The organism is Rhodanobacter sp. KK11 (assembly GCF_033345435.1).
Taxonomy (GTDB): Bacteria; Pseudomonadota; Gammaproteobacteria; order Xanthomonadales; family Rhodanobacteraceae; genus Rhodanobacter.
In genome coordinates, this window is the sequence record NZ_JAWPMI010000001.1 from 437965 (window position 1) to 464714 (window position 26750).

The following is a 26750-nucleotide window of genomic DNA, read 5'->3' on the forward strand; positions in this document are numbered from 1 at the left end:
CGGATTCCATGAAGGCTTTCCCATGAAAATCACCGACATCCAGTTCGGCATGCTGCGAGTGCCGCTGAAGACCCCGTTCAAGACCGCGTTGCGCACCGTCAACACGGTGGAGGACATCGTGGTGATGGTGCACACCGACACGGGTCAGGTCGGCTACGGCGAGGCGCCGGCCACCGCGGTGATCACCGGCGACACCCACGGTTCGATCATCGACGCGATCCGCCACTACATCTCTCCAAGGCTGATCGGCCAGGACATCGCCAACCTCAACCACCTCACCCAGCTGATCCAGTCCTCGATGGAGAAGAACACCAGCGCCAAGGCGGCGGTGGAGATCGCGGTGTACGACCTGTGGGGGCAGCTCTACGGCGCGCCGCTGTACAAGCTGCTTGGCGGCGGCGACCCGGTGATCACCACCGACATCACCATCAGCGTCGACTACATCGACAAGATGGTGGCCGACTCGGTTTCCGCGGTGGAACGCGGCTTCGAGTCGCTGAAGATCAAGGTGGGCAAGGACATCGGGGTCGACATCGAGCGGGTCAAGGCGATCTACGCCGCGGTCGAGGGGCGCGCACTGCTGCGGCTGGACGCGAACCAGGGCTGGACCGCCAAGCAGGCAGTGTACGCGCTGCAGACGCTGGAGGAGGCCGGCATCAAGCTGGAGCTGATCGAACAGCCGGTGAAGGCGCGCGACCTGGCCGGCATGCGCTACGTCACCGAGCGCGTGCATACCCCGGTGATGGCCGACGAGAGCGTGTTCGGGCCGATGGAGGTGATCGAGCTGATCCGCCTGCGTGCGGCCGACATCATCAACATCAAGCTGATGAAGACCGGCGGCATCTCCAATGCGGTCCGCATCGCCGACATCGCCGGCATGCACGGCATCGAATGCATGATCGGCTGCATGCTGGAAACCAGCATCAGCGTGGCCGCCGCGGTGCACGTGGCGGTGGCGAAGTCGAACGTGATCACCAAGGTCGACCTGGACGGCCCCTCGCTGTGCGCGTTCAACCCGGTCGACGGTGGGGTAATCTTCAACGAGTCGGAAATCTCGGTGACGGACGCCCCCGGACTGGGCATTCGCGAGATCCGCGGCCTGGAGAGGTTGGGGAATTGATGATGTCGCCGCTGGTCAAAATCCGTTCGGAACGCGACCAGATGTCGGCAGTGGAGCGGCGCATCGCCGACTTCATCCTGGAGAACGCGCAACTCTTGCGCGACTACTCCTCGCAGCAACTGGCCAATGCGCTGGGGATCAGCCAGTCCAGCGTGGTCAAGTTCACCCAGAAGCTGGGCTTCAAGGGCTATCCGGACCTGAAGTATTCGGTCGGCGAGGCGATCGCCCGCGCCGACAACGGCGACACGCCGCAGGTCGCGGCGGCGAGCGACGGCGAAGGCGGCGGCGCGTCCGCCGGCAACCTGTGGCGGCGCAAGTCCGAGGCCGAGGAGGCGACCCAGCTGATCAATCCGCCGGACGCCCTCCACGCCGTGGCCGACGCGATCGAACAGGCCGGCCGCACCGGCAAGGTGTTCATCATCGGGCTGGGCGAGGACGACATCCACGCGCGCGGCTTCGCGCTGCGGCTGTCGCTGCTGGGCATCCTCACCGTGCACAACTTCGACACCGCGCGGATGACCGCGAACGTCTCCGCGGCCAGCGCCGGCGACGTGCTGCTGGTGTTCTCCGAGCACGGCAACCACCCGGCGCTGTGCAAGATCGCCCGCTACTTCCGCGAGCGCCGCGGCCAAGTGATCACGGTGACGCGGCACACCGCCAACCCGCTGCGCGCACTGGCCGACCTCTGCCTGGTGGTGTCGGCGCACGACGAGCTGCCGTACATCCAGCCGCTGCTGTACCAGTCGGCGCTGCAACACCTGCTCGACGGCGTGTTCGTGCAGCTGTGCGAAGGTCACGACGACCTCCATGCGCAGCTGCTGGCAAACCTGGAGCGGATACAGCAGATGCTGGAGCCGTGAGGGCCGGGAATTAGGAAATAGGAAATAGGAAATCGTAGGAGCCCGCTTGCGGGCGATGCTTTTGAGCCGTGGTTCGGGATGTGCGGGAAGCATCGCCGGCAAGCGGGCTCCTGCGTCTGTCACCTCGCTTGATGATGAATAGCCGGATGAAAAGCTGATGACTGTTTGCCGCCGCCCCCTTGCCTTGCTGGCGTTTGCCATCGTGTTTGTCGGCACCGCGCATTCCGCCGCCGCGGACGCGCCCTGGCAGAACGCCCGCCAGATGATCGTGGTCACCACCGCCGACTGGAACACCAATCACGGCGAGTTGCGCACCTTCGAGCGCCATGGCGATGCCTGGCGGGAGGTGGCTGCGCCTGCGCCGGTGACCATCGGCAAGAACGGTGCCGGCTGGGGCCTGGGCCTGAACGCGCCGCAGACCGGCGGCCCGGTGAAGCGCGAAGGCGACAACCGCAGCCCGGCCGGGGTATTCCGCATCGGCGAAGCGTTCGGCTACGCCGCGCACGCGGCCACCGCGCTGCCGTATCGCGCGCTCACCGCCACCGACTGGTGCATGGATGTCAGCGGCACCGCGCAGTACAACCGCATCGTCGACGCGAACGTGGTCGGTGCCGACGCGGTGAAGGGTTCCAGCGAACCGATGCGGCGCGACCTGCACGTGAACGGCGACCAGCGCTACCGGCTCGGCTTCGTGATCGAGCACAACGCGCAGGCGGCGCCGCAGGGCGGCAGCTGCATCTTCGCGCACCTGTGGAAGTCGCCTGACGACGCCACCGCGGGCTGCACCGCGATGACGCCGGCGGTGATGGAATCGCTGCTGGCCTGGCTGAAGCCGCAGCAGCATCCGGTCTTCGTGCTGCTGCCGCAGGCCGAGTACCAGCGCTTGCGCGCCGACTGGCATCTGCCGGCGCTGGCCACCGCGGGTGCTGCGCAATGAGCGCGACCACCCGGGTCCTGGTGGGACTGGCCACCGGCGCGCTGATCGGCCTGCTGCTGGCCGGCTGGAACGAAACCGTGGCGTTGCAGGTGGCCAGCGTGGCGCAGCCGATCGGCAAGCTGTGGCTGAACGCGCTGCAGATGACCGTGGTGCCGCTGGTGCTGGCGCTGGTGGTCGTGGGCGTCAACACCGCCACCGACGCGGCCGCCTCGGGCCGCATCGCGCGCCGCGCGATCGTGGTGTTCATCGTGGTACTGACCGGCGGCGCGCTGTTCGCGGCGCTGGCCGCGCCGCTGGTGTTCTCGCTGTTCCCGCACAACCCGGCGCTGATCACGGCGCTCGACCACGCCAGCGTGCCGGCGGCCGCGCAGGCGGCGCCGAACTGGATCGACACGCTGGTGGCGATCGTGCCGAACAACGCGATCATGGCCGCCGCGCAGAGCGCGATGCTGCCGCTGGTGGTGTTCGCGCTGTTCCTCGGCTTCGCGCTGACCCGCATCGCGCCGGCGCGGCGCGCGATGTTGATGGAGTTCTTCCAGGCGATCAGCGACGCGATGATCGTGATCGTGCGCTGGGTGCTGTGGATCGCGCCGCTGGGCGTGTTCGCGCTGATCCTGTCGGTGTGCGCCCGCTCCGGCCTGGGCATGCTCAGCGCGCTGGGCGTGTACGTGCTGGTCGAGTGCCTGCTGTACCTCGCGGTCACCGCGATGATGCTGCCGCTGGCGGTGGCCTTCGGCGGCGAGAAGCTGCGCCGTTTCGCGCTGGCGCTGGTGCCGGCGCAGGCGGTGGCGATCAGCACGCAGTCCTCGCTGGCCTCGTTGCCGGCGATGCTGGAAAGCGCCGACCGCCGGCTCGGCTACCCGCAGCAGGTGGCCGCGCTGGTGCTGCCGATGGCGGTGAGCCTGTTCCGCCTGACCAGCCCGGTGCAGTACGTCACTTCCGCGGTGTTCATCGCCTGGGCCTACGGCATCGACCTGACCACCGCGCAGTTGCTGGCCGGCGCGCTGCTGGCGGTGGTGATCAGCCTGGGTTCGGTGGGCCTGCCGGGCCAGGTCACCTTCATCGCCACCAACCTGCCGGTGGCGCAGGCAATGGGCCTGCCGCTCAGCCCGCTCGGCCTGATGCTGGCAGTCGACACCATTCCCGACGCGCTGGCCACGCTGGGCAACGTCACCGGTGACCTCACCGCCACCAGCGTGGTGGCGCGGCAGTCACGGCGCGATACCGCCTGAGCGGAGGCCTGGCGGGTGCGGCTTGCGCCGCTGGCGGAACCGGAGCGGACGGCACGGCTATAATGCCGTGCCCGGCGCGCTGCGCCGCCATGTCCCGCAAGGCGCGCCATGCTGCTGATGATCGACAACTACGACAGCTTCACCTACAACCTCGTGCAGTACCTGGGCGAGTTGGGGCAGGCGGTCAAGGTGGTGCGCAACGATGCGCTGGACGTGGCCGGCATCCGCGCGCTGAAGCCCTCGCACATCATGATTTCGCCGGGGCCGGGCACGCCGGACGATTCGGGCGTGTCGCTGGACGTGCTGCGCGAACTGGCCGGCGAGATCCCGGTGTTCGGCGTGTGCCTGGGCCACCAGGCGATCGGCCAGGTGTTCGGCGGCAAGGTGATCCGCGCCAGGCAGATCATGCATGGCAAGACCTCGCCGGTGATCCATCGCGGGCAGGGCGTGTTTGCCGGCCTGCCGAATCCGTTCGAGGCCACGCGCTACCACTCGCTGGTGGTGGAGCAGTCGTCGCTGCCCGATTGCCTGGAAGTCACCGCGTGGACGGAAAACCCGGACGGCTCGATCGACGAGATCATGGGCCTGCGCCACAGGACGCTGGCGGTCGAGGGCGTGCAGTTCCATCCCGAATCGATCCTGACCCAGCACGGCCATGACCTGCTGCGCAATTTTCTGGGCCAGCCGCTGAGGGCGGCGGCATGAACGACCATCTGCGCGCCATCACCATCACGCCGCAGGAGGCCCTGCAGCGCACCATCGAGCATCGCGAGATCTTCCACGACGAGATGATCGCGCTGATGCGCCAGATCATGAACGGCGAGGTGAGCCCGCTGATGACCGCGGCGATCATCACCGGCCTGCGCGTGAAGAAGGAAACCGTGGGCGAGATCACCGGCGCTGCGCGGGTGATGCGCGAGCTGTCGGCGAAGGTGGAGGCGCCGCCGCACGAGCACTTCGTCGACATCGTCGGCACCGGCGGCGACGGCGCTTCCAGCTTCAACATTTCCACCACGGCGATGTTCGTGGCGGCGGCGGCCGGCGCGCGCATCGCCAAGCACGGCGGGCGCAGCGTGTCGTCGAAGTCCGGCAGTGCCGACGTGCTGGAAGCGCTGGGCGCGGCGATCGAGCTGGCGCCGGCGCAGGTGGCCGCGTGCATGGCCGAGACCGACATCGGCTTCATGTTCGCGCCGAACCATCATCCGGCGATGAAGGTGGTGGCGCCGGTGCGCAAGGAAATGGGCGTGCGCACGCTGTTCAACATCCTGGGGCCGCTGACCAACCCGGCCGGTGCGCCGAACATCCTGATGGGCGTGTTCCATCCCGACCTGGTCGGCATCCAGGTGCGCGCGCTGCAGCAGCTCGGCGCGCAGCACGCGCTGGTGGTGTGGGGCCGCGACGGGCTGGACGAGATCTCGCTGGGCGCGGCGACCCTGGTCGGCGAATTGCGCGACGGCGTGGTGCGCGAGTACGAGGTGGAACCGGAGGATTTCGGCCTGGCGATGGCGTCCAGCCGCAACCTGCGCGTGGAGAATGCGGACGAGTCGAAGACGATGCTGCTGGACGTGCTGCAGGGTCGCCACGGCGTGGCGCATGACATCGTCTGCCTGAACGCCGGCGCGGCGCTGTACACCGCCGACGTGGCCGCTTCGATCGGCGAAGGCATCGAGCTGGCCCGCGCCACGATTGCCAGCGGCGCCGCGCATGCGAGAATGCAGGCCTTCGTGGCGGCCACCCGGCGGCTTGCCGGTTCACGCTAGGACAACCGCGGTGTGCGAAGCTGCAGTTGCCCGCTGCGCCGGGGTTCCTGTCGCGCACGGGATGCGCTCCCACACCATCAGTGAGATGCCATGACTGACATCCTCAATCGCATTCTTGCCCGCAAGGCGGAAGAGGTCGCCGAACGCCGGGCCCGGCTGCCGGAAACCGAACTGGCCGCGCGCATCGCGGAGCTGCCCGGCACCCGCGGTTTTGCCGCGGCCATCGAGGCGAAGATCGACGCCGGCCTGCCGGCGGTGATCGCCGAGGTGAAGAAGGCCAGCCCGAGCAAGGGGCTGATCCGCACGGATTTCGACCCGGCCGCGATCGCCAGGAGCTACGCGGCCGCCGGCGCGGCCTGCCTGTCGGTGCTGACCGACAGCGACTTCTTCCAGGGCAGCGAGGCGTTCCTGCAGCAGGCGCGCGCGGCATGCTCGCTGCCGGTGCTGCGCAAGGACTTCATCATCGACGCGTACCAGGTGTACGAGGCCCGCGCGATCGGTGCCGACTGCGTGCTGCTGATCGTCTCGGCGCTGGACGACGACGTGCTGCTGCAGCTGTCGCTGCTGGCGGCGGAGCTCGACCTGGACGTGCTGTGCGAGGTGCACGACGAGGAGGAACTGGAGCGCGCGATGGCGTTGCCGGTGCCGCTGATCGGCGTGAACAACCGCAACCTGCGCACGTTCGAGACCTCGCTGGAGACCTCGCTGACGCTGCAGGCGATGATCGAGTACGACCGCGTGCTGGTGGCCGAATCCGGCATCCACACCCCGGAAGACGTGAAACGCCTGCGCGAAGGCGGCATCCAGGCGTTCCTGGTCGGCGAGGCGTTCATGCGCGCGGAGGATCCGGGCAGCGAGCTGAAGCGACTGTTCGCGCTGCCGTGACCGCCATGCCGCAGGGGGAGATGGCGGTGGCAGCGCCGCGGGTGGTGCTGTTCGATTTCGACGGCGTGCTGATCCACGGCGATTCGTTCTACCTGTTTGTGCGCGAGCGCTATCGCCGTGCGCCGTGGCGCTACGTGCTGGCGCTGCTGGCCGCGCCGCTGCTGCTGTTGCTGCGGCCGTTCTCGCGCCGCTGGCCGCTGCGCGTGCTGGCGGGCATCGGCCTGCTCGGGCTGGGCGAGCGGCGTTACCAGACCGCCGCGACCGCGTTCGCCGCCGTCTTGGCGCGGCGACCGCGGCAGTTCTGCCGCGGTGGCCTGCAGGCGCTGCGCCGGCACCAGTTGGCGGGCGACCGCGTGATCGTGGTCACCGGCTGCGAGCAGACCCTGGCCTGCGGCATCCTGCAGCAGCTGGGCCTGGACGGCCTGGAGGTGCTTGCCTCGCAGCTGCGGCCCGGTTGGTTCGGCATGCGGCTGCGGCGGCACAACGTGGGCCGGCGCAAGGTGCAGTCGCTGGCCGAGCACGGCATCGATGCCTGGCAGGTCGCCTATGGCGATTCGATGTACGACGCGGCGATGCTGAAGCAGGCCGCCGAGGCCGTGCTGGTCAACGGCACGCCCGCGCTGTGCAAGAAGATGGAGAAGGCGCTCGGCCGCACCATCGGCCGCGTCGAGTGGTTCTGAGGCGCGTCAGGCGACGGCCAGCCGCGCCAGCTGGCCCAGGCTGATCAGCACGATCAGGCTGCCCACCGCCGCCATCACGGCGCGCTCGGGCAGGTGCCGCACCAGCCACGCCGCGAACGGCGCGGCGATCACGCCGCCGGTGAGCAGGCCCAGCACGATCGGCCAGTGGCCGGCACCGACGTGCCAGACCAGCGTGGCGGAGATGCAGATCGTCACCACGAACTCGGCGGCGTTGACCGAACCGATCGTGCTGCGCACGCCGCCGCCGCGCGCGATCAGGGTGCTGGTGGCCAGCGGACCCCAGCCGCCGCCGCCGATCGCGTCGAGCAGGCCGGCGAAGAAGCCCAGCGTGCCGCTGTGCTGCACCCGATGGCGGCTCAGCCGCCGGCCGAACGCACGCAGCAGCACCATCGTGCCGAGGATCAGCAGGTAGGCGTTGACCCAGGGCCGGATTGCCTCGCCCGGTACGTTGGCCAGGAAGGTCGCGCCCAGGATGCCGCCGATCGCGCCGGGAATGGCCAGTTGCCAGAACAGTTTCCAGCGCACGTTGCCGAACCAGGCGTGCGAGGCGCCGGAGACGCCGGTGGTGAACACCTCGGCGGTGTGCACGGTGGCGCTGGCTACCGCCGGTGGCAGGCCCAGCGCCAGCAGGATCGAGTTGGACACCAGGCCATAGGCCATGCCCAAGGCTCCGTCGACGATCTGGGCGAGCAGGCCGACACCGGCAAAGACGAAGAACTGTCCGTAATCCAAGCGCTGTCTCGCAACCGGTGGCGGAGCGCCATCCTCGACCGGTTTCCGTAAAAAAACGGTTCGGACGGCAGGCGTGGCGGATCCCGTGAGGGATCAGCGCGTGCCGCGCACCACGATGGTCTTGCCGGAGACGTCGATCATGCGCTGTTCCTCCAACTGCTTGAGCACGCGGCCGACCATCTCGCGCGAGCAGCCGACGATGCGGCTCACTTCCTGGCGCGAGATGCGGATCTGGGTGCCGTCGGGATGGGTCATTGCATCCGGCTCCTGGCACAGGTCGAGCAGGGTGCGCGAGATGCGGTTGGTGACGTCCATGAACGCCATCCGGCTGACCTGGCGCGAGGTACGCAGCAGGCGGTTGGTCAGCTGCGAGCCGATCGCGAACAGGATCTTCGGGCATTCCTCGCGCAGCGGTCCTTCCATCAGCTGGAACAGGCGCTCGTAGCTGACTTCGGCCATTTCGCACGGGGTGCGCGTGCGCACCATGGATTCGCGCTGCGCCTGCTCCACGAACAGGCCCATCTCGCCGATGAACTGGCCGCGGCTGATGTAGGCGAGGATCAGTTCACGCCCCTGCTCGTCTTCGGTGCATACCGCCAGCGAGCCTTCGACCACGTAGTACAGGGTGTTGGCCGGATCGCCGGGGCGGATGATGGCGGTCTTGCCCGGGTAGCGCCGGCGGTGGCAAAGGGCCAGGAAGCGCTCCATCGCAGCCGGGTCCGGCGCGAAGCCGAGCGGTGCCTGTGAGCGTTCAAAAGCCTGTTGGAGCTGGTACTTGAGTTGCGCCACGATCATCCCCTACCGAAGGTTGTCATTAAACAGTGGCAACCGTTGCCGCACGACGTTCGTGCCGATGGATCTTCCCTGCAAGCTTGGCATTATGGCAAACCTGGGCGCCAGTCGCAGGTTCAATTTCTTTTCTTTTTGCCTCATACTTCGCGGTCTTCCGGATGCGGCGAGGTTGCCGCATGCGGTTCACAAGGGTCGCGCGGGCCATCGCCAGCGCTTCACACCATACCGCGGGGACCCTTGTCGCTAACCCGCCTCTGCTGCTGGCCGGACATCCGGTCATGGAGAGCCGCCCGTGGTCAAGCCACTTCCTCGTCTGCGTCTGCAGGGTTTCAACAACCTGACCAAGGCGCTGAGTTTCAACATCTACGACATCTGCTACGCGGTGTCCGAGGACCAGCGCCGCCGCTACATCGAGTACATCGACGAGCAGTACGACGCCGACCGCCTGACCCAGATCCTCACCGACGTGGCCGAGATCATCGGCGCGAACATCCTCAACGTGGCCCGCCAGGACTACGACCCGCAGGGTGCCTCGGTGACCATTCTGATCTCCGAGGAGCCGGTGGTGGAGAAGCTGGGCCGCGATGCGATCGCCGGCGCCGTGGTGGCGCACATGGACAAGAGCCACATCACCGTCCATACCTACCCGGAAACGCATCCGCACAACGGCATCGCGACGTTCCGCGCGGACATCGACGTGGCCACCTGCGGGGTGATCTCGCCGCTGAAGGCCCTGAACTACCTGATCGACAGCTTCGAGTCCGACATCGTGGTGTGTGATTACCGCGTGCGCGGCTTCACCCGCGACGTGAAGGGCAAGAAGCACTTCATCGACCACAAGATCAATTCGGTGCAGGACTACCTGGCCAAGCACATCCGCCAGAAGTACGAGATGTTCGACGTCAACGTGTACCAGGAGAACATGTTCCACACGAAGATGCACATCAAGGACTTCGACCTCGATACCTACCTGTTTGAGTCGCACGCCGACGACCTTTCGTTCAAGGAGCGCCAGCGCATCGAGTCGCTGCTGCGCCGCGAGATCGAGGAGCTGTTCCACGGCCGCAATCTGATGTGACGAAAAACCCGCCGAAAGGCGGGTTTTCTTTCCCTGGCTGGGTAGGAGCCCGCGAGCGGGCCCCTACACGCGATACGCCACCGTCTTCATCACCATCGAGCTCAGGTGCATCAACTGTGGCAGCGGAAACGGCAGCTCGATGCCGCCGCGCGCCTGCGCGTTTTGCGCATGACGGATTTCATCGGCCTGCATCTGCGCCAGCACGGCGCGCGAGCGTTCGTCCTGTGCGGGCAGTTTTTCCAGGTGCTCGGCCAGGTGGGCCTCCACCTGATGCTCGGTTTCCACCACGAAGCCCAGGCTGAGCGGGTCGCCGGCCAGTGCCACAGCGGCGCCGATCGCGTAGCTGCCGGCGTACCACAACGGATTGAGCAGGCTGGGGCGGCTGTCCAGCTCGCGCAGGCGCTCGGCGCACCAGGCCAGGTGGTCGGTTTCCTCGGTGGCGGCATGCAGCAGGTGCAGGCGGTTGTCGGTATGGCGCGCCAGCGCGGCCTGGCCGAAGTACAGCGCCTGCGCGCAGACCTCGCCGGTATGGTTGACGCGCATCAGGCCGGCGGCGTGCCGCCGCTCGGCCTCGTCCAGCGTGGCCTCGTCCAGCCCGGCGGCGGGCGAGCGGCGGTGCGCCGCGGGCGTGCCGGCAATCGCTTCCAGTGCGCGCTCGCAGCCGGCGAGCAGGCGGTCGAGGGGGCTCAGCGTACGCACGTTCATGGGATTCCCGTTGCAGTTGTTCGGCCGGCAGGGCTGCGGGGAAAGGGGTCTACCGCAGCGCTTCAGGTGCGACCTTGCCGTCCGCGTCGCGCCGGGGGCTTTTCAAGCGGCCCGGTGCCCATGCTATCATCGCCAGCTCACAGCTCGCCGGCCGGTGGGCTTGCGCCGTAGATGACGGCTCCGTTATCATCTCGCGCCTTTGTTCCACCGAAGCATGCTTTCCTGAATCATGCGTACCGCCTCACGGCGGCAGACAGGTATTCTGAAATGAAAACGTTTAGCGCCAATGCCGACAACGTCAAGCGCGACTGGTTCGTGGTCGATGCCACGAACAAGACGCTCGGTCGCCTGTCGACCGAAATTGCCCGTCGTCTGCGCGGCAAGCACAAGCCGGAATACACCCCGCACTGCGACACCGGCGATTATATCGTGGTGATCAACGCGCAGAAGGTGGCGGTCACCGGCGCCAAGCTGGACGACAAGATGTACCACCGCTTCACCGGTTACGTCGGCAACCTGAAGACCATCAGCCTGAAGGATCTGCTGGCGACCTACCCGGAGCGCGTGATCGAGATCGCCGTCAAGGGCATGCTGCCGAAGAACCCGCTGGGCCGCGAGATGTACCGCAAGCTCAAGGTCTACGGCGGTGCCGAGCACCCGCATACCGCACAGCAGCCGCAGGCGCTGGAGATTTAAGGAAATGAGCATGGCAACCCAGCAGAATTACGGCACCGGTCGCCGCAAGACCTCCGCCGCCCGCGTGTTCCTGCGCAAGGGCAAGGGCGCGATCGAGGTCAACGGCAAGTCGCTCGAGCAGTTCTTCGGCCGCGAGACTTCGTGCATGATCGTGCGCCAGCCGCTCGAACTGACCCAGAACACCGACAAGTTCGACATCAAGGTGACGGTTGCCGGCGGCGGCATCACCGGCCAGGCCGGCGCGATCCGCCTGGGTATCGCCCGCGCGCTGATCGAGTACGACGAAAGCCTGAAGTCGCCGCTGCGCAAGGCCGGCTTCGTGACCCGCGACGCCCGCGAGGTCGAGCGCAAGAAGGTCGGTCTGCACAAGGCACGTCGCGCCACGCAGTTCTCGAAGCGCTAAACTAGCTCCACAGCCCCGTCGCCAAGCGGTAAGGCACCTGACTCTGACTCAGGCATTCGGTGGTTCGAATCCATCCGGGGCTGCCAAATCCAGATGCCGGCGCACGCAGCGATGCGTGACGACCCGGCCGAATGCCCGCCCTCCGGCGGGCATTTTCGTGTGGGCGGTACCGCGTCTGGCCGCGCGCTGACGGTGGGGCGGAGGGGTGGTCACGTTCGCGGTAAATGCGAGAAATCGCAGGAAATTACGCACAATTGCGCGATTTTCCTTCTTCTTTTCTGCACCGCAGCAGCGTAAAATTTCCGTTTTACGCAGCGAAACCCGGATGACGCCCAGCTCTGACGCCCCCACCGGCCATGCCGACGTGCGCACCACCGGCAGCACCGACGCCCTGCCGGTTGCCCCCGCGCTGGGGTTGTCGCTGGATGCGGCGCGCATGCCGCGCAAATCCACCCTGGTCACCCACCGGATCCTTCTGATCAGCGTGCTGGCGGTGATCCTGGGCGTGGCGGCGGCCTATGTCGCCCAGCTGCTGATGCTGCTGATCAACCTCATCACCGACCTGTGCTACTACGGCCGCATCTCGGATGTGATCGGACCGAATGCGAAACCGGGTTCGTTCGTGCTGTCGCCGGCTGGCACCTCCATCGGCGCCTGGGTGATCCTGATGCCGGCCATCGGCGGCCTGGCCGCCGGCATCATGGCGCGTTGGGGCTCGCGCGCGATCCAGGGCCATGGCATTCCCGAGGCGATGGAGCAGATCCTCACCAACGAATCGAACATCCCCGCGCGGATGACCTGGCTCAAGCCGGTGTCCTCCGCCTTCGCCATCGGCACCGGCGGCCCGTTCGGTGCCGAAGGCCCGATCATCTCCACCGGCGGCGCGCTGGGTTCGCTGATCGGCCAGCTGCTGCGGGTGACCGCCAACGAGCGCAAGGTGCTGCTGGCGGCCGGCGCGGCGGCGGGCATGGCGGCGGTGTTCGGCGCGCCGGTGGCCTCGCTGGTGCTGGCGGTGGAACTGCTGTTGTTCGAACTGCGCCCGCGATCGCTGATTCCGGTGGCGTTGGCCACGGTGACCGCGGTGGGCGTGCGCTACGCCAGCTACGGCGCGGGGCCGGTGTTCCCGATGCCTGAGGTGCCCGAGCCCGGCAGCCTGGCGCTGGCCGGTTTCGTACTGATCGGCGGCCTGGTCGGCTACGCCTCGATCTGGGTGACCCGCGCGGTGTACGGCGTCGAGGATCTGTTCGAGAAACTGCCGATCCACTGGATGTGGTGGCCCGTCATCGGGGCGCTGGTCGCCGGCTTCGTGGGCTGGATCGACCCGCGCACCCTGGGCGTGGGCTACGACAACATCGACGCGTTGGTGCAGGGGCATTTCGGCCTCGCCGTGCTGCTCAGCTTCGGCGCGCTGAAATTCGTCTCCTGGGTGATCTCGCTGGGCAGCGGCACCTCCGGCGGCACGCTGGCGCCGCTGTTCATGATCGGCGGTTCGCTGGGGGCGGTGCTGGCCATCGGCCTCAACCACGTGCTGCCCGGCTTCCACATCGACCTGCGCATTGCCGCGCTGGTGGGCATGGCGGCGATCTTCGCCGGCTCGTCCCGGGCGCTGCTGACGGCGGTGGTGTTCGCCTTCGAGACCACGCGCCAGCCGGCGGCGCTGCTGCCGCTGCTGGGCGGCTGCACCGCGGCCTACCTGATCTCGGCGCTGCTCATGCGCAACACCATCATGACCGAGAAGATCGCCCGCCGCGGCGTGCGCGTGCCCTCCGAGTACGCGGCGGACTACCTCGAACAGGTGGCGGTGGGCGACGTGTGTTCGCGCGAGGTGGTGACGCTCCGGGCCAGCCAGACCCTGGCCGAGGTGCGCCCCTGGCTCAACGACGGCGCGCCGGAGACGCGCCACCAGGGTTTCCCGGTGGTGGACGGGAGCGGCCGGGTGTACGGCGTGCTGACCCGGCGCACCCTGCTCGATCCGCAGTGGCACTACACCCAGACCCTCGGCGAACTGGTGACGCGCCAGCCCATCGCGGTGACCGAAAGCCACTCGCTGCGCGAGGCGGCCGACCACATGGTGGCGGAGAAGGTCGGGCGGCTGATCGTGGTGGGCAAGGGCGACTCGCGCCGGCTGGTGGGCATCCTCACCCGCGGCGACATCCTCGCTGCCCATGCGCGGCGCCTGCGCGAGGCGCGCGAATCCTCGCGCCACTTGCGTTTCCGCGACGGCCTGAAGCCGCGCCCGGCCGCCGGCGACCTGATGGAAGGTTACGGGCACGCCCGCGGCTCGAAGAAGCCCTGAGGGAGCCAGTGTGGGCGGCCCGCTGCGCCGGGCCGCCAGCGCCTTACATCTCGTGGTCGCCGATCAGCACCACGTCAGCCGGCCGCCGCGCGAACAGACCGACGGTGACGATGCCGGGCAGCTGGTTCAGCTCGCTCTCCAGTGCCGCCGGATCGACGATCTGCCAGCCGTGCACGTCGATGATCCAGTTGCCGTTGTCGGTGATGACGCCGTCGCGCCATACCGGCTGGCCGCCGCGCTTGACGATCTCGCGGCCGATCAGGCTGCGCGCCATCGGGATCACCTCGATCGGCACCGGGAACTTGCCGAGCAGCTCGACCCGCTTGCTGGAGTCGATGATGCAGACGAATTTCTCGCTGGCCGCCGCCACTATCTTCTCGCGGGTCAACGCGGCGCCGCCGCCCTTGATCAGCCGCTTGTACGGGTCGCACTCGTCGGCGCCGTCGACGTAGAGCGTCAACGGGCCGGTGGCGTTGAGGTCGAGCACCGGAATGCCCAGCTTCTTCAACTGCGCGGTGGACTGTTCCGAGCTGGACACCGCGCCCTGGATGCGATCCTTCAGGTCGGCCAGCGCGTCGATGAAGAACGCCACGGTGGAGCCGGTGCCGACGCCGACGATGGCGCCGTCCTCGACATAGCGGATCGCGGCCTCGCCGGCCTGACGTTTTTCGTTGGCGTTGCTCATGGATGGGTTCCGGTGAAGAGAAATCGGATGGCGCTCATTCCAGCGTCAGTATGTGGTTCCAGTGCGCCGCCTCCACCGGTTGCACCGACAGCCGGCTGCCCTTGCGCAGCAGCACCATGCCGTCCAGCGCGGGGTCGGCTTGCAGCTCCTTGAGCGTGATCGTGCGCTTGAGCTTCTTCACGAACTTCACGTCGACCAGCATCCAGCGCGGGTTGTCGCGCGAACTGCCGGGGTCGAAGTACTTGCTCTTCGGGTCGAACTGGCTGGGGTCGGGGTAGGCATCGGTAGCGACTTCGGCGACGCCGACGATGCCGGGCTCGGCGCAGTTGGAGTGGTAAAAAAATACCTTGTCGCCCACGCGCATGCCGTCGCGCATGTAGTTGCGCGCCTGGTAGTTGCGCACGCCGTCCCATGCCTCGCGCTTCTTGCGCTTGAGGTCGTCGATCGAGAATGCCTCGGGCTCGGACTTCATCAGCCAGTGGTTCACGCGGCGGTCTCCGGTGCTGGGGCAGGCGTGTGGCAGTCGATCAGTTCACGCTCGGTGGCGACGAAATCGAGCGGGACGTCCCAGTCTTCCTCGTCGATCGCGGGCAATTCCTGGAAGGAGTAGGCGATGCCGACCAGCAGCGGCTCGGTCGGGCGTACCTGCTCGTTGAGGAAGGCGAAGCTGCGGTCGTAGTAGCCGCCGCCGTGGCCGAGGCGGTGGCCGCGACGGTCGAAGCCGAGCAGCGGCACGAACACCAGATCGAGCTGGAACGGTTCCAGCAGCCCGGTCGGCGCGACGGGTTCGGGAATGCCGTAGCGGTTCGGCCGCACCGCGTCGCCGGCCTGCCATGGTGCGAAACGCAGCTGCTTGCCGTGGTCGATCACCGGCAGCAGGAACTGCTGGCCGCGGCCGGCCAGCGGCGCGATCGCCAGGTTCAACGGCAGCTCGCCGTGGCTGGCCCAGTAGCCGGCCACGCGCGCGTCGGTGAGGTATTCGGGCAGCCGTTCGAGGCTGCGGCGCAGGCCCTGCGCGGCGGCGATACGCTCGGTCGGCGACAGGGCGCGACGTTGTTCGGCGAGGCGTTGGCGAAGTTCGCGTCGTCGGGCGAGGGCGTCCACGTTTCGCGCAGCTCCGTCGTAGTTCGCCCCGTTCGTCGCGGGACGGACGGGGTGGGGGAATGAGTGGCGTCAACCGCGATGCCGCTGCCCACCGAACGACCTTGATCCACGATGGATCAGGTGGGAGAGCTACATGGCCTCAAGGCTTTCCGCACGTGGCGGACATGCACAACAGCCGATGTGAAGCCGACCCGGGGCCGTATGTAGGAACAAGGCAAATGTAACAGTGTGCTGGCGCACATCGCAGAAAACGCCACGAACGATTCTAGGCGCTTGCCCGGGAATGTGCCACTGCCGGGAATGGTCGGCCGCAGCTCGCGCGCTGCCGGATCAGCGCCTGAGCGACTCGCTGTCGAGGACGGCATTGAGCTTGCTTCGCAGCGCGGCAAGACCGTCGCTGAGGCGCTGCTCCTGGTTGTCGTGCTGCTTGCGCAGGCTGAGGAATTCGTGCGCCACGCTGATCGCGGTCAGCACCGCCAGCCGTTCGAAGCTGGGCGCCTTCGCGTTGGCGCGCAGTTCGCGCATCTTGCGGTCGAGGAAGCCGGCGGCCTCGAGCAGGCCCTCGCGCTCTTCCGGCGCGCAGGCGATCAGGAATTCGCGATCGATCAGTCGCAGCGCGACCGGTTCACTGCTGGACATGGGTTCTGTCAACCGTTGCTTTCAAGCGATTTGAGCCGCTGGATCATCGCCTCGACGCGGCTGCGGGCCTGCTCGTTGCGCGCCAGCAGGCCCGCGCGCTCGCCGGACAGTTGCTCCTGGCTCTGGCGCAGGCTGCGGTTTTCCTCGGCGAGCCGGCGCACTGTGTCGAGCAGCCGGTCAAGCTGCTGGGTCAGCGCGGCCAACTCCTGATGGACCGGATCGGGCTGAAGGGGCTCAGGCGTGCTCATGCACGAAACTATAACAGGACCCCGGCGGAAGTCAGCCCGCCTGGCGGCAGGAGCGATGGCGGGCGCGGCGGCTGCATTAAACTGGCGGCCATTCCCTCGAAGGAGCATCGCCATGACGGCACCCGGGCTGGTAGGCCATGACGACATCGACGCGCTGATCGTGCGCCTGCGCCTTGGCACTGAAGCCAGCGAATTGCATGGCTCGCTGTGCGGCTACCTGGCCGGCGGCGGCTCGTTGCGCGGCACCCCGGTGCTGGCCGCGCTGCAGCTTGACGGCGAGGCGACCGACGTCACCGCGGACGACCTGGCCCTGCTCGACCGCTTGGCCCGGCAGAGCGAAGCCGAGCTGGCCGATCCCGAGCTCGGCTTCGAGCCGTTGCTGCCTGAGGATGACCGCCCGCTGGAAGAGCGCGCCGAGGCGACGGTCGACTGGTGCCGCGGTTTCCTCGGCGGTTTCGGCCTGGCCGGCGCGGCGGCGCACGCGCAATTGTCGGACGAGGCGCAGGAAGTGTTGCGCGATCTCGGCACGATCGCCGCTTCGTCGTTCGATTTCAGCGATGAAGACGAGGACGAGGACGCGCTGGTGGAAGTGCAGGAGTTCGTGCGCGTCGCCGCGATGCTGCTGTTTGCCGAGTGCGCCGCGCCCGGTCCGTCCGCCAGCGGCAGCGTGCATTGATTCCGAGCGCCCCGACACTGGCCGCGTTGGCGATCGGCCCGGACGAATTCGCGCGCCGCCGGCGCCAGCTGATGCAAATGGCCGGCGAGGACGCGGTGCTGCTGGTGGCCGCCGCGCCCGAACGCATGCGCAACGCCGATGCGGCGTGGCCGTACCGGCAGGATTCGGACTTCCATTACCTGGCCGGCTTCCCCGAGTCCGATGCGGTGCTGGCGCTGCTGCCGGGGCGCCGGCACGGCGAGGCGGTGCTGTTCTGCCGCGAGCACGATCCGGCGCGCGAGCGCTGGCATGGCCAGTCGATCGGCACCGAACGGGCAGTGGCCGATTACGGCATGGACGACGCCTTCCCGATCGAGGACATCGACGACATCCTGCCCGGCATGATCGAGGGCCGCGGCCGCGTGTACTGCCATTTCGGCCGCGAGCCGGCGTTCGATGCGCAACTGCTCGGCTGGATGCGCCGCCTGCGCCAGCTGCGCGGCGGCGGCGTGGTGCCGAAGGAGTTCGTGGCGCTCGGCCACCTGCTGCACGACCTGCGCCTGTACAAGTCGCGCGCCGAGTTGAAGCTGATGCGTGCCTCCGCCGCGATCGCGGTGGAGGCACACCTGGCCGCGATGCAGGTCGCCGCGCCGGGGCGCCACGAGTACGAGGTGGAAGCCGAATTGCTGCGCGTGATGCGCAGCCGCGGCGCGGTGCCGGCGTTCCCGCCGATCGTCGCCGGCGGCGCGAACGCCTGCGTGATGCACTACCAGAGCAACCGCGCGGCGTTGCGCGATGGCGAGCTGCTGCTGATCGACGCTGGCGCGGAGCTGGACTGCTACGCATCCGACATCAGCCGCACGTTCCCGGTCGGCGGCCGCTACAGCCGCGAGCAGCGCGCGCTGTACGAAGTGGTGCTGGCCGCGCAGCTGGCGGCGATCGACGAGGTGCGCCCGGGGCGGCCGTTCGGCGCCGCGCACACGACGGCAGTGCGCGTGCTGGCCGAGGGCCTGTGCGAGCTGGGCCTGCTCAGGGGCGCTGCCGACGCGGTGATTGCCGACGGCAGCTACCGGCGCTACTTCCCCGCCAGGACCGGCCACTGGCTGGGGCTGGACGTGCACGACGTCGGCGACTACCGGGTCGGCGGCGAGTCGCGCCTGCTCGAAGCGGACATGGTGCTGACGGTGGAACCGGGCCTGTACGTGCCGCCGGACGACCACTCGGTGGCCGAGCGCTGGCGCGGCATCGGCATCCGCATCGAGGACGACGTGGCGGTGACCCGCGACGGCAACGAAGTACTGACCGCCGCGGTGCCGAAAGAGGCCGAGGCGATCGAGGCGTTGCTGGCCGCGCGGGTTGCCTTGTCCCGTTCGTCCTGAGCGCGCACCGGCAGGATCGAAGTCGAAGTGCATTGCCTCGACATGCGGTGCTCCGCACGGACCGATGGCGCCTCGACTCCGCTGCACTGCGCCCGGGACGAGCGGGGTCAGAGCGTCGTCAGGTCAGCTCGTCCGGCATCTGCGAGTCTTCCTGCAGGCGATGCGCCTCGTCGGTGGCATGCACTTCGTACCACATGGCGTTGAGGATGGCGAAGGCGCAGGCCAGGCCCAGCCCGAGGATCCACGCGAAATACCACATCGTTCCGTCCTCCCTTCAATAGCCGCCGTGCGCACGGCGCACCTGCTCCAGCGTGACCCGCCCGCGCATCACCCGGTACACCCAGCCGGTGTAGAGGATCACCACCGGCAGCAGCACCAGGGTGGCCAGCAGCATCAGCTGCAGCGTGCCGCGGCTCGACGAGGCATCCCACACGGTGAGGCTGGAATGCGGGTCGAGGCTGGAGGGCAGCAGGAACGGGAACAGCGCGAAGCCGGCCGAGGCGATCGTGCCGCCCACCATCAGGCTGCTGGCGACGAAGCCGGCCACGTTGCGCCGCCCGACCAGCACCTGCACGCCGACCGCCGCGGCCAGCGCCAGCAGCGGCGCGGCCCAGAACCACGGGTACTGCAGGTAGCCGGCGAACCAGCTGCCGCCGGTCGCGACCTGCTTGAGCAGCGGGTTGGAAACGCCCGCGGTCGCGGCCGGGCCGACGACCGCGTAGCCGGGGATGCCATAGGCTAGCCACGCGCCGGCCAGCACGTACAGTGCGGCGAAGCACAGCGTGGTCCAGCGCGCGATCGTCACCGCGCGCGCGGCGATCGCATGATCGGCTTTCAATGCGGCGAAACAGGCACCGTGCGCCAGCAGCATGCCCAGCGAGACCAGCCCGCACAGCAGCGCGAACGGGTGCAGCAGGTCGAAGAAGCCGCCATGCCAGCTCATGCGCAGGTCGCCGTCGAAACGGAACGGCAGGCCGAGGAACAGGTTGCCGAAGGCGACGCCGGCCACCAGCATCACCACCAGGCCCGAGACGGTCAGCACCCAGTCCCACAGCGAGGCCCAGCGCGGGTCGCGGATCTTGCCGCGGAAATTGAAGCCGACCGGGCGCAGGATCAGCGCCAGCAGCACCAGTGCGATGGCGAAATACATGCCGGAGAACGACACTGCGTAGAGCATCGGCCACGCCGCGAAGGCGGCGCCGCCGGCCAGGATGAACCACACCTGGTTGCCTTCCCAGGTCGGTTCGATGCCCTCCAGCAGCACTTGCCGTTCCTCGTTGTCGCGGCCCAGCACCTTCAGCAGGCCGGCGACGCCGAAGTCGAAGCCGTCCATGATCGCGAAACCGATCAGCAGCGTGCCCAACAGGGCCCACCAGATCACCCGCAGCGTGGCGTAATCAAACATGGCGCTCTCCCCGCGGCCAGATGCCCAGGCCGTCCGGCCCCTTGCGCACGAACTTCAGCATCAGGAACACGTCGACGATGGCCAGCGCGGTGTAGAACAACACGAAGCCGCCCAGCGAAGTCAGCACCTGGCCTGCGCTGACCGACGACACGCCCAGCGCGGTGGGTAGCACGCCCTCGATCGCCCACGGCTGGCGGCCGTACTCGGCCACGACCCAGCCCAGCTCGGCAGCAAGCCACGGCAGCGGCAGGCTCCACAGCGCCAGGCGCAGGTACCAGCGCTGACGGTCCAGCGTGCGCTTGCTGGCCTTCCAGAACGAGAGCGCGAACAGCGCGATGAAATAGAAGCCGCAGGCGACCATGATGCGGAACGCCCAGAACAGCACCGGCACGTTCGGGATGGTCGAATCGGCGGCTTTCTGGATGTCCGCCGGCGTGGCCCGGCGCGGATCGTCGACGTATTTCTTCAGCAGCAGCGCGTAGCCCAGGTCCTTGTCATGCGCGGCCAGCGTGGCCTTCGCCTGCGCGTTGTCCCGGTCCTGGCGCAGCATCAGCATCGCGTCGTAGGCCTGGATGCCGTTGTCGATGCGGCCCTTGGCGGCGTCCACCAGTTCGGCGATGCCGGGCATCGTTTCGTCGAGCGAGCGGGTGCCGATCAGGCCCATCACCCACGGAATCCGTACCGCGTAATGCGTGGTGCGCTGCTGCATGTCGGGCAGGCCGAACAGGGTGAACGCGGCTGGCGCCGGCTCGGTATGCCACATCGCCTCGATCGCGGCCATCTTCATCTTCTGGTTGAGCGACACGGTGTAGCCGGACGCGTCACCCAGCACCACCACCGACAGCGCCGCCGCCAGCCCGAAGCTGGCCGCCACCGTCATCGAGCGCTTGGCGAAATCCACATTGCGCCCACGCAGCAGGTACCACGCGCTGATCGACAGCACGAACATCGCGCCCAGCACGTAGCCGGCACTCACCGTGTGCACGAATTTCTCCTGCGCCACCGGGTTGAAGAACACCTCGGAAAACGAAGTCACTTCCATCCGCATCGTCTCGGCGTTGAAGGCGGAGCCCACCGGATGCTGCATCCACGCATTCGCGATCAGGATCCACAGCGCCGACAGGCTGGTGCCCAGCGCCAGGAACCAGGTCACCAGCAGGTGCTTGATCGGCGAGATGCGCTCCCAGCCCATGAAGAACACGCCGACCAGGGTGGCTTCGAGGAAGAACGCCATCAGCCCCTCGATCGCCAGCGGCGCGCCGAAGATGTCGCCGACGTAATGCGAGTAGTACGCCCAGTTCATGCCGAACTGGAACTCCATGGTCACCCCGGTGGCCACGCCCATCGCGAAGTTGATGCCGAACAGCACGCCCCAGAACTGCACCATGCGCTTCCACACCTCGCGCCCGGTCATCACGTAGACGCTCTCCATGATCGCCAGCATCCACACCAGCCCCAGCGTCAGCGGCACGAACAGGAAGTGGTACAGCGCGGTCAGCGCGAACTGCAGGCGCGACAGCGTGACGACATCGGCGTCGATCAGGATCATGGTTTGGCTTCCGGCGGCGCGGCGGCAGGGGCCAGCCGCTGCGCGACGGCGCCCGGGCTGGCATCGGGTTTCGGTTGTGGCGCGAACGCCACCCACCAGATCAGCGCGAGCGCCGCGATCTTCAGCGCGACGACGACGAACAGCTCCAGCGTCAATCGGCGCAGCGGACTGAAGCCTTCGGGCGGGGCATCGGTGGCGGTTGGACTGGACATGCGACGGATTCGTGCATTGCCTGGCGAGCAGCATACGCCGCGCGGATGTCGTCCCGGTGTGGACGAATGTCGCAGCGGACCCGGCGGGCCGTCAGTCGAGCTCGTCGTCGTCAGCGGCCGGCGGCGGGTCCAGCGGCACGCTGGAGCCGTCGGGCAGGCGCAGCGTGCCGCCGGCGATGCGCTCCTGGTCGGCGTTGGTCGAGACGAAGCGGGCCACCGCGGTGCCGTTGCCGCGGCTGCCGCGCAGGCGGAACACGAAGGTGTCGTCGTCGTCGATGGCGCCCATGGCGACGAAGTCGGCGGAGATGCCGTCGATGCGGCCGATGTGTTCGATGACGGCAGGGTGCTCCGCGAGGGCCGTGCGTGCCTGGCCGACAAAAATCGACCAACCCCACACGACCAGGCTGCCGACGGCCAGCACCAGGGCCAGCATGCCGCTGATCAGCAGCCAGGCCCAGGCGGGCAGGCCGTTGCGGGGCGGGGACCGGGTCGGCAGGCCGGGCGGAGGCATGGCGACCTGCTACGCCGGCGTGGCGAACGCGTCGCGGGTGAGATTTTCCGGGGCGCCGTCGGTGCAGGCCACGTCGTCCTCGATGCGGATGCCGCCGTACTGGCGGAAATGGTCCACCTTCGCCCAGTCGACGTCGCCGGCGACCGGCTTGTCGCGCAGTTCGGCCAGCAGCATGTCGATGAAGTACAGGCCCGGCTCGATCGTCACCACCATCCCGGGTTCCAGCACGCGGGTCATGCGCAGGTACGGGTGGCCTTCCGGACGCGGGATGCTGCCGCCGCGTTCGCTGGCCTGGAAGCCGGCGACGTCGTGCACCTGCAGGCCGATCGGGTGGCCCAGGCCGTGCGGGAAAAACGCGCTGCTGACGCCGGACTCGACGGCGCTCTCCGCGCTCATGCGGATGAAGCCGTGCTCGCGCAGCACGCCGGCGATGACGTGGTGGGCGTGGATGTGCAGCTCCGGGTAGCTTTGCCCGGCGCGCACTTTCGCCACGAAGCCCTGCTGGGCGGCGTCGACGCTGTCGATCAGCGCCTGGAACTCGCCCGCCTGCGGCGCGGCGTAGGTGCGCGTGATGTCGCTGGCGTAGCCGGCGGCGCTGGCGCCGGCGTCGATCAGGAACGAACGGCTTTCGCGCGGCGGCAGGCGGTCGAAGTGCGTGTAGTGCAGCACCGCGCCGTGCTCGTTGAGGCCGACGATGCTCGCGTAGGGCAGCTCGGCATCGGTCTGGCGCGCGGCGGCAAGGTAGGTCAGGTGGATGCCGAACTCGCTGCGCCCGGCGCGGAAGGCGGCCTCGGCAGCGCGGTGCGCGCGCGTGCCGATGCGGCTGGCTTCGCGCATCAGCGCCAACTCGTACGGGGTCTTGTACGAGCGGTGCCAGTGCAGGCAGTCGAGCACCGGCTGCGGGTTGTTGACCTCCACGCCGTCGATGCCGGGGCAGGCCGCTGCGATCACCGCGCGCTTGCCCGCCGGCAATTGCGCGATGGCTTCCGCCGCGCTGCGCACGATGACGATGTCGAAGTGCTCGACCCAGTAGCCGCGCGGCGCCTCCGGCACCACGTGCCAGTAATCGCGCGGCTGCACGAACACCAGTTTCGGCTTCGCTCCAGGGGTGTACGCGATCCAGCTGCCCGGCGCGCCATCCAGCGGCAGCCAGTGCCTGAAGTGCGGGTTGGCGACGAACGGATAGTCCTGGTCGTCGAGGAACTTGCGCAGCGGCGTGCCGGCGGCGACCAGCAGATGGTCGAAGCCGCCCAGCGCGAGCGCCTTGTCGGCGCGTTCGCACACGGTGGCCAGGTGGTGCGGATACAGCGAGGCGAGCGGGTCGTGCATGGTGACTCCTCGGCAGCGGAGCGTGCGGCGACCGGATCGCTTGCGCCTGCCGCGGCGGCGCGCAGGGCCGGCGCGGCCCGTGCCTGAACTGGGGGAAGGGAAGGCAGGGCGTCATGATGACGCCTGCACGCTGCGACCGCCAGTCGCGTTGGGCCGTGCGCGGCGGGCTCAGTCCTGCGCCAGCCAGCTCCCGATCCGGGCAGCGTCGGCGTCGCTGACTGCCACGATGCGATAACCGGCCCAGATCTGCCCCGAACTGGCGGCAGGTTCGTGCCATTGCTCCTGGATGCCGATCTCGATCGGCTGCGACTGGGCCAGCATCCGGCCCGTGCCGGGCAGGGTAAGGCTGACCTGATAGATCGCCTCGCTGCGCGGCGCTTGCGCGCAGATCAGCATCATGCCGGTGCTGGAGAGGTTGCCCAGGTGCCCGATCGGCAGGTTGGTGATGACGTCCGTGACGATGGCGTTGACGGGTGCACGCTTGCGCTGGGCACGACGCTGGTTGGGGGTGTTCATGGGCGCGGAGGCTCCGGCGTGGAGGGCGGGCGGCGCACGCCGGCCGTCTGGCGCAGGCTGCCGGTAAGGCTGCGCCAGGCGCGGTCGAGCAGGCTCTCCGGCTGCACCAGCACCTCGCAGGCGCGGCCGCTGGCCACTTCGCGGGCCAGCTGCAGCAGGCTCATCTCCTCGCCGCGCTGGCCGCGGCGGCTGACCAGCAGGCAGCGTCCGGACATCGGCGAGTACCAGGCCAGCTTGCGCCGGGCGATCTGCCCGGTGGCCGGGTCGACGAACTCGAACCAGCTGCCGAACGGCAGGTTGCGCAGGTGTTCCTCGATGCGCCGCTCGCGCGGGCTGGGCTCGGGCGCCGTCGCCGCTTGCCGGACCGAGGGAGCGTTCGGCGCGGCGCCGGCTTCCTGCGCGCCGCCGTGCTGTTCACCCAGGCGTTGGTGCTGTTTCAGGCGCAGGGCGAGGTCGGTGGCGCTGGGCAGTTCCACGGCAGGGTCGGGCTTGCCCGCGCCAAGCAGGCGCTGCGCCACCTGCACCGCTTCCTCGACGTGCATGCCGATCTGCTGCAGGCCGGACTCCACCTCTACCTGCAACTGCAGCCGGTCGTCCACCGGCAGGCGGCCGAGCAACTGGTCGGTGATCGCCAGTTGCGCGCGGAACGTCTCGCTGTCCTCGCCGTGGCGCAGCAGGGTCAGCGCCAGCACGTCGGACCAGGCGCGGTCGAGCAGGGCGCGCAGCAGGCCGCGCGGCGGCGATTGCGCAAAGCGTTCGGCCATCAGCTCGCCGGCGCGGTGGCGGGCCTGGTCCAGCCGTTCGCGGCCCTGTGCCGCTTCCACGTGACGGCGCTCGGCGGCCTGCGCCTTGCGCGTGAGCAGGGCCAGGTGGTGTTCGATGTCGGCCAGCAGCGTGGTGTACAGGCCGGCGCTGGGCGGCTCCTGGCTGGCGCGGTTGACCAGTTGTTCGAGCTTGGCCGCCAGCGGGCGGTTGCTTTCATCGTCGCTGCCGTCGAGCCAGTCGTTGGCCGTGGCGGTCACGGTGTCGAGCAGCCGGCGCGCCGGGTGCTCGCGCTTCTCGAAGAAACCGTGGTCGGCCACCGCCATGCGCAGCACCGGCAGTTGCAGGCTGCTGAGCAGGTTGCTGGCGTTGCCGCCGCGCTGCAGTTGCTGGCCGAGCTGTTCGAACAGCCGTGCGACCAGTTCCACCGTGTCGCCCTGTTCGTCGGTGAGCTGGGTGCGCGGTGCGTCGGCGGGCTTGCCGAAGTTGAGCTGGGCCAGCAGCTCCTCGCGCAGGCGTGCCGCGCTGCGCAGCTCGCGGCCGGCGCGGTCGGTCACCTGGGCCAGGTGCTGTTGCAGCGCGCCCAGCGCGGATTGCAGCTCCTGTTCGCTGGCGGCGCGGCCGACCGGCTGGTCGCTGCCGCCGCCCCGGCCGGCACGCTGCCGCGCCAACAGATCGCGCAGGGATTCCAGCACTTCGATGGGCTCGCCGCTGCCGCCGCCATGGCCGGAGCCCGCGGCGTGCTCGGTGCCGGCTTCGGCAGTGGCCGGTTCGCCGGCCGCCGCGGAATTGCCGCTGGTGGCGGGGCGCGATCGTTTGCCGATGTGCCGCGGGATCGGGATGCTGCGCAACTGCGGCAGGATGCCGTCGCCCTGCAGGTGGGCGTTGACGATGTCGTACAACGGCGCCAGCGCCTGGATCACCCACTGGTCGAAGTGCTGCAGCAGCAACAACTGGTGCTTCAGCGGCAATTCCAGCTCGGCGCTGGCCTCATGGCACGCCCTGGCCATGGCGTAGGGGCCCAGCGGCAGCGCCTGGCCTTCCAGCGGCGGGGCACCGACCAGCACCGCCAGCCGATAGCCCAGTTCGTGCAACACGCTGCTGTGGCGGACTTCGCCGCGGGCACCCAACTGCTCCAGGGCCATCGACACTTCCTGCTCGCCGGGGTCGACCAGTGCCAGCGTCTGCCACGGCTTGGCATCGGCCACGGCCGGCGCGGTCCTGTCGGCCTCGTCGATCCCGTCGAACGCGTGGCCGAGCTGCTCCGTGAAACGCCGGGTGAAGGCGGTGCGGCCCTGCAGCACGCGTTGCCGGCTGGCGAAGCAGTCCTGCTGCTCGCCGGCGTGGTGCGCGCGCTCGGCCAGCGCGAAAAGCTGCTTCTCGAATTCGCTCAGGCAACGACGCAGGGGTTCCTGCAGCCCTTCCACGCACAGCGTGTGGCTGGTTTCCAGCAGGCGTTGCGCGCGCACCGGCCAGCGTGCGCCGCCGATGCGGCCGCCGTGGTGTGACGCGGACGAGTGACGTCGATCGTGCCCGACATCCATGCATGAACCCGTTGA

General features: G+C 68.7%; 30 protein-coding genes, 1 tRNA gene and 1 other RNA gene. 15 read left to right on the forward strand and 17 right to left on the reverse strand.

All coding sequences use genetic code 11. From position 1 onward, the window contains the following. Window positions 1-22: 22 nt before the first annotated feature. The 8 genes from R5H19_RS01860 (at window position 23) to R5H19_RS01895 (ending at window position 7474) form a co-directional block, all read left to right on the forward strand. Entirely contained in the window at window positions 23-1120 is a 1098-nt protein-coding gene (locus R5H19_RS01860) for a dipeptide epimerase (protein ID WP_318157272.1), read from the forward strand. 2 nt (window positions 1121-1122) lie between these two features. Then, entirely contained in the window at window positions 1123-1980 is an 858-nt protein-coding gene (locus tag R5H19_RS01865; RefSeq protein ID WP_318157273.1) for a MurR/RpiR family transcriptional regulator, read from the forward strand. Window positions 1981-2137: 157 nt separating this feature from the next. Then, window positions 2138-2917 carry a L,D-transpeptidase family protein gene (locus R5H19_RS01870; RefSeq protein WP_318157274.1) on the forward strand — a complete coding sequence of 260 codons (780 nt, stop codon included), beginning with the start codon at window positions 2138-2140 and terminating at the stop codon, window positions 2915-2917. Beyond that, entirely contained in the window at window positions 2914-4149 is a 1236-nt protein-coding gene (locus R5H19_RS01875) for a cation:dicarboxylase symporter family transporter (protein ID WP_318157275.1), read from the forward strand. Before R5H19_RS01870 ends, R5H19_RS01875 begins: the two co-directional genes overlap by 4 nt. A 108-nt stretch (window positions 4150-4257) precedes the next feature. Continuing rightward, complete coding sequence (locus R5H19_RS01880) at window positions 4258-4854, forward strand: aminodeoxychorismate/anthranilate synthase component II (protein ID WP_318157276.1); 597 nt, start codon at window positions 4258-4260, stop codon at window positions 4852-4854. Further along, on the forward strand, window positions 4851-5909 hold the full coding sequence (trpD, locus tag R5H19_RS01885; RefSeq protein WP_318157277.1) for an anthranilate phosphoribosyltransferase: 1059 nt from the start codon (window positions 4851-4853) through the stop codon (window positions 5907-5909). Before R5H19_RS01880 ends, trpD begins: the two co-directional genes overlap by 4 nt. A 90-nt stretch (window positions 5910-5999) precedes the next feature. After that, window positions 6000-6794: an indole-3-glycerol phosphate synthase TrpC gene (trpC, locus tag R5H19_RS01890; protein WP_318157278.1), complete on the forward strand. Its 795-nt coding sequence runs from the start codon at window positions 6000-6002 to the stop codon at window positions 6792-6794. A gap of 20 nt (window positions 6795-6814) precedes the next feature. Continuing rightward, a complete protein-coding gene (locus R5H19_RS01895) occupies window positions 6815-7474 on the forward strand; it encodes an HAD family hydrolase (RefSeq protein WP_318157279.1) in 660 nt (219 codons plus the stop codon). Window positions 7475-7480: 6 nt separating this feature from the next. On the opposite strand, the gene R5H19_RS01900 is transcribed toward R5H19_RS01895, so the two are convergent. Continuing rightward, window positions 7481-8227 (reverse strand): sulfite exporter TauE/SafE family protein, encoded by a 747-nt coding sequence (locus tag R5H19_RS01900; RefSeq protein WP_318157280.1) that lies wholly within the window; start codon window positions 8225-8227, stop codon window positions 7481-7483. A 93-nt stretch (window positions 8228-8320) separates the two neighbouring features. Then, window positions 8321-9022: a cAMP-activated global transcriptional regulator CRP gene (gene crp / locus R5H19_RS01905; RefSeq protein ID WP_318157281.1), complete on the reverse strand. Its 702-nt coding sequence runs from the start codon at window positions 9020-9022 to the stop codon at window positions 8321-8323. A 289-nt stretch (window positions 9023-9311) separates the two neighbouring features. Between crp and speD the strand changes: the two genes are divergently transcribed. Then, a complete protein-coding gene (gene speD / locus R5H19_RS01910; protein WP_318157282.1) occupies window positions 9312-10097 on the forward strand; it encodes an adenosylmethionine decarboxylase in 786 nt (261 codons plus the stop codon). 63 nt (window positions 10098-10160) lie between these two features. On the opposite strand, the gene coq7 is transcribed toward speD, so the two are convergent. Continuing rightward, window positions 10161-10802 carry a 2-polyprenyl-3-methyl-6-methoxy-1,4-benzoquinone monooxygenase gene (gene coq7, locus R5H19_RS01915; protein ID WP_318157283.1) on the reverse strand — a complete coding sequence of 214 codons (642 nt, stop codon included), beginning with the start codon at window positions 10800-10802 and terminating at the stop codon, window positions 10161-10163. A gap of 267 nt (window positions 10803-11069) precedes the next feature. On the opposite strand from coq7, the gene rplM reads away from it, so the two are divergent. From rplM to R5H19_RS01935, 4 genes are all read left to right on the forward strand, one after another. After that, on the forward strand, window positions 11070-11498 hold the full coding sequence (rplM, locus tag R5H19_RS01920; protein WP_318157284.1) for a 50S ribosomal protein L13: 429 nt from the start codon (window positions 11070-11072) through the stop codon (window positions 11496-11498). A gap of 10 nt (window positions 11499-11508) precedes the next feature. Then, window positions 11509-11901 carry a 30S ribosomal protein S9 gene (gene rpsI, locus R5H19_RS01925; protein ID WP_007509587.1) on the forward strand — a complete coding sequence of 131 codons (393 nt, stop codon included), beginning with the start codon at window positions 11509-11511 and terminating at the stop codon, window positions 11899-11901. A gap of 11 nt (window positions 11902-11912) precedes the next feature. Then, a tRNA-Gln gene (locus R5H19_RS01930) sits at window positions 11913-11987 on the forward strand. Window positions 11988-12226: 239 nt separating this feature from the next. Then, the gene (locus tag R5H19_RS01935) at window positions 12227-14197 is read left to right on the forward strand and encodes a chloride channel protein (protein WP_318157286.1); all 1971 of its coding nucleotides are present in this window, start codon (window positions 12227-12229) and stop codon (window positions 14195-14197) included. A gap of 43 nt (window positions 14198-14240) precedes the next feature. Here R5H19_RS01935 and rpiA read toward each other — a convergent pair whose 3' ends face one another. The 6 genes from rpiA to R5H19_RS01965 all read right to left on the reverse strand — a co-directional run bounded on the left by rpiA (window position 14241) and on the right by R5H19_RS01965 (window position 16873). Beyond that, window positions 14241-14882 (reverse strand): ribose-5-phosphate isomerase RpiA, encoded by a 642-nt coding sequence (gene rpiA / locus R5H19_RS01940; RefSeq protein WP_318157287.1) that lies wholly within the window; start codon window positions 14880-14882, stop codon window positions 14241-14243. Window positions 14883-14916: 34 nt separating this feature from the next. After that, window positions 14917-15354, reverse strand: a complete 438-nt coding sequence (locus R5H19_RS01945) for an EVE domain-containing protein (protein ID WP_318158132.1) — start codon at window positions 15352-15354, stop codon at window positions 14917-14919. Between the two features lie 11 nt (window positions 15355-15365). Continuing rightward, a complete protein-coding gene (locus tag R5H19_RS01950; protein ID WP_318157288.1) occupies window positions 15366-15986 on the reverse strand; it encodes a 5-formyltetrahydrofolate cyclo-ligase in 621 nt (206 codons plus the stop codon). Window positions 15987-16052: 66 nt separating this feature from the next. Continuing rightward, a non-coding RNA gene (ssrS, locus tag R5H19_RS01955) (6S RNA) lies at window positions 16053-16239 on the reverse strand. Window positions 16240-16316: 77 nt separating this feature from the next. After that, window positions 16317-16625, reverse strand: a complete 309-nt coding sequence (locus R5H19_RS01960) for a cell division protein ZapA (protein ID WP_318157289.1) — start codon at window positions 16623-16625, stop codon at window positions 16317-16319. A gap of 8 nt (window positions 16626-16633) precedes the next feature. Next, window positions 16634-16873, reverse strand: a complete 240-nt coding sequence (locus tag R5H19_RS01965) for a TIGR02449 family protein (protein WP_318158133.1) — start codon at window positions 16871-16873, stop codon at window positions 16634-16636. Window positions 16874-16985: 112 nt separating this feature from the next. On the opposite strand from R5H19_RS01965, the gene R5H19_RS01970 reads away from it, so the two are divergent. Next, window positions 16986-17549 (forward strand): UPF0149 family protein, encoded by a 564-nt coding sequence (locus R5H19_RS01970; RefSeq protein ID WP_318157290.1) that lies wholly within the window; start codon window positions 16986-16988, stop codon window positions 17547-17549. Next, complete coding sequence (locus R5H19_RS01975) at window positions 17546-18907, forward strand: aminopeptidase P N-terminal domain-containing protein (protein ID WP_318157291.1); 1362 nt, start codon at window positions 17546-17548, stop codon at window positions 18905-18907. Before R5H19_RS01970 ends, R5H19_RS01975 begins: the two co-directional genes overlap by 4 nt. Before the next feature lie 118 nt (window positions 18908-19025). On the opposite strand, the gene cydX is transcribed toward R5H19_RS01975, so the two are convergent. From cydX to R5H19_RS02015, 8 genes are all read right to left on the reverse strand, one after another. Beyond that, complete coding sequence (gene cydX / locus R5H19_RS01980; protein ID WP_318157292.1) at window positions 19026-19166, reverse strand: cytochrome bd-I oxidase subunit CydX; 141 nt, start codon at window positions 19164-19166, stop codon at window positions 19026-19028. A gap of 15 nt (window positions 19167-19181) precedes the next feature. Beyond that, window positions 19182-20312, reverse strand: coding sequence for a cytochrome d ubiquinol oxidase subunit II (gene cydB, locus R5H19_RS01985; protein ID WP_318157293.1), 1131 nt, complete (start codon window positions 20310-20312; stop codon window positions 19182-19184). Then, the gene (locus tag R5H19_RS01990; RefSeq protein ID WP_318157294.1) at window positions 20305-21861 is read right to left on the reverse strand and encodes a cytochrome ubiquinol oxidase subunit I; all 1557 of its coding nucleotides are present in this window, start codon (window positions 21859-21861) and stop codon (window positions 20305-20307) included. The genes cydB and R5H19_RS01990 overlap by 8 nt, the downstream gene beginning before the upstream one ends. Beyond that, window positions 21858-22073, reverse strand: coding sequence for a cytochrome oxidase putative small subunit CydP (gene cydP / locus R5H19_RS01995; RefSeq protein WP_318157295.1), 216 nt, complete (start codon window positions 22071-22073; stop codon window positions 21858-21860). Before cydP ends, R5H19_RS01990 begins: the two co-directional genes overlap by 4 nt. A 91-nt stretch (window positions 22074-22164) precedes the next feature. Then, window positions 22165-22584, reverse strand: a complete 420-nt coding sequence (locus R5H19_RS02000) for a hypothetical protein (RefSeq protein WP_318157296.1) — start codon at window positions 22582-22584, stop codon at window positions 22165-22167. A 9-nt stretch (window positions 22585-22593) separates the two neighbouring features. After that, window positions 22594-23913 carry a Xaa-Pro dipeptidase gene (gene pepQ / locus R5H19_RS02005; RefSeq protein WP_318157297.1) on the reverse strand — a complete coding sequence of 440 codons (1320 nt, stop codon included), beginning with the start codon at window positions 23911-23913 and terminating at the stop codon, window positions 22594-22596. 168 nt (window positions 23914-24081) lie between these two features. Further along, window positions 24082-24429: a PilZ domain-containing protein gene (locus R5H19_RS02010; RefSeq protein WP_318157298.1), complete on the reverse strand. Its 348-nt coding sequence runs from the start codon at window positions 24427-24429 to the stop codon at window positions 24082-24084. Then, a complete protein-coding gene (locus tag R5H19_RS02015; protein WP_318157299.1) occupies window positions 24426-26735 on the reverse strand; it encodes a DUF1631 family protein in 2310 nt (769 codons plus the stop codon). The genes R5H19_RS02010 and R5H19_RS02015 overlap by 4 nt, the downstream gene beginning before the upstream one ends. Window positions 26736-26750: the final 15 nt, after the last annotated feature.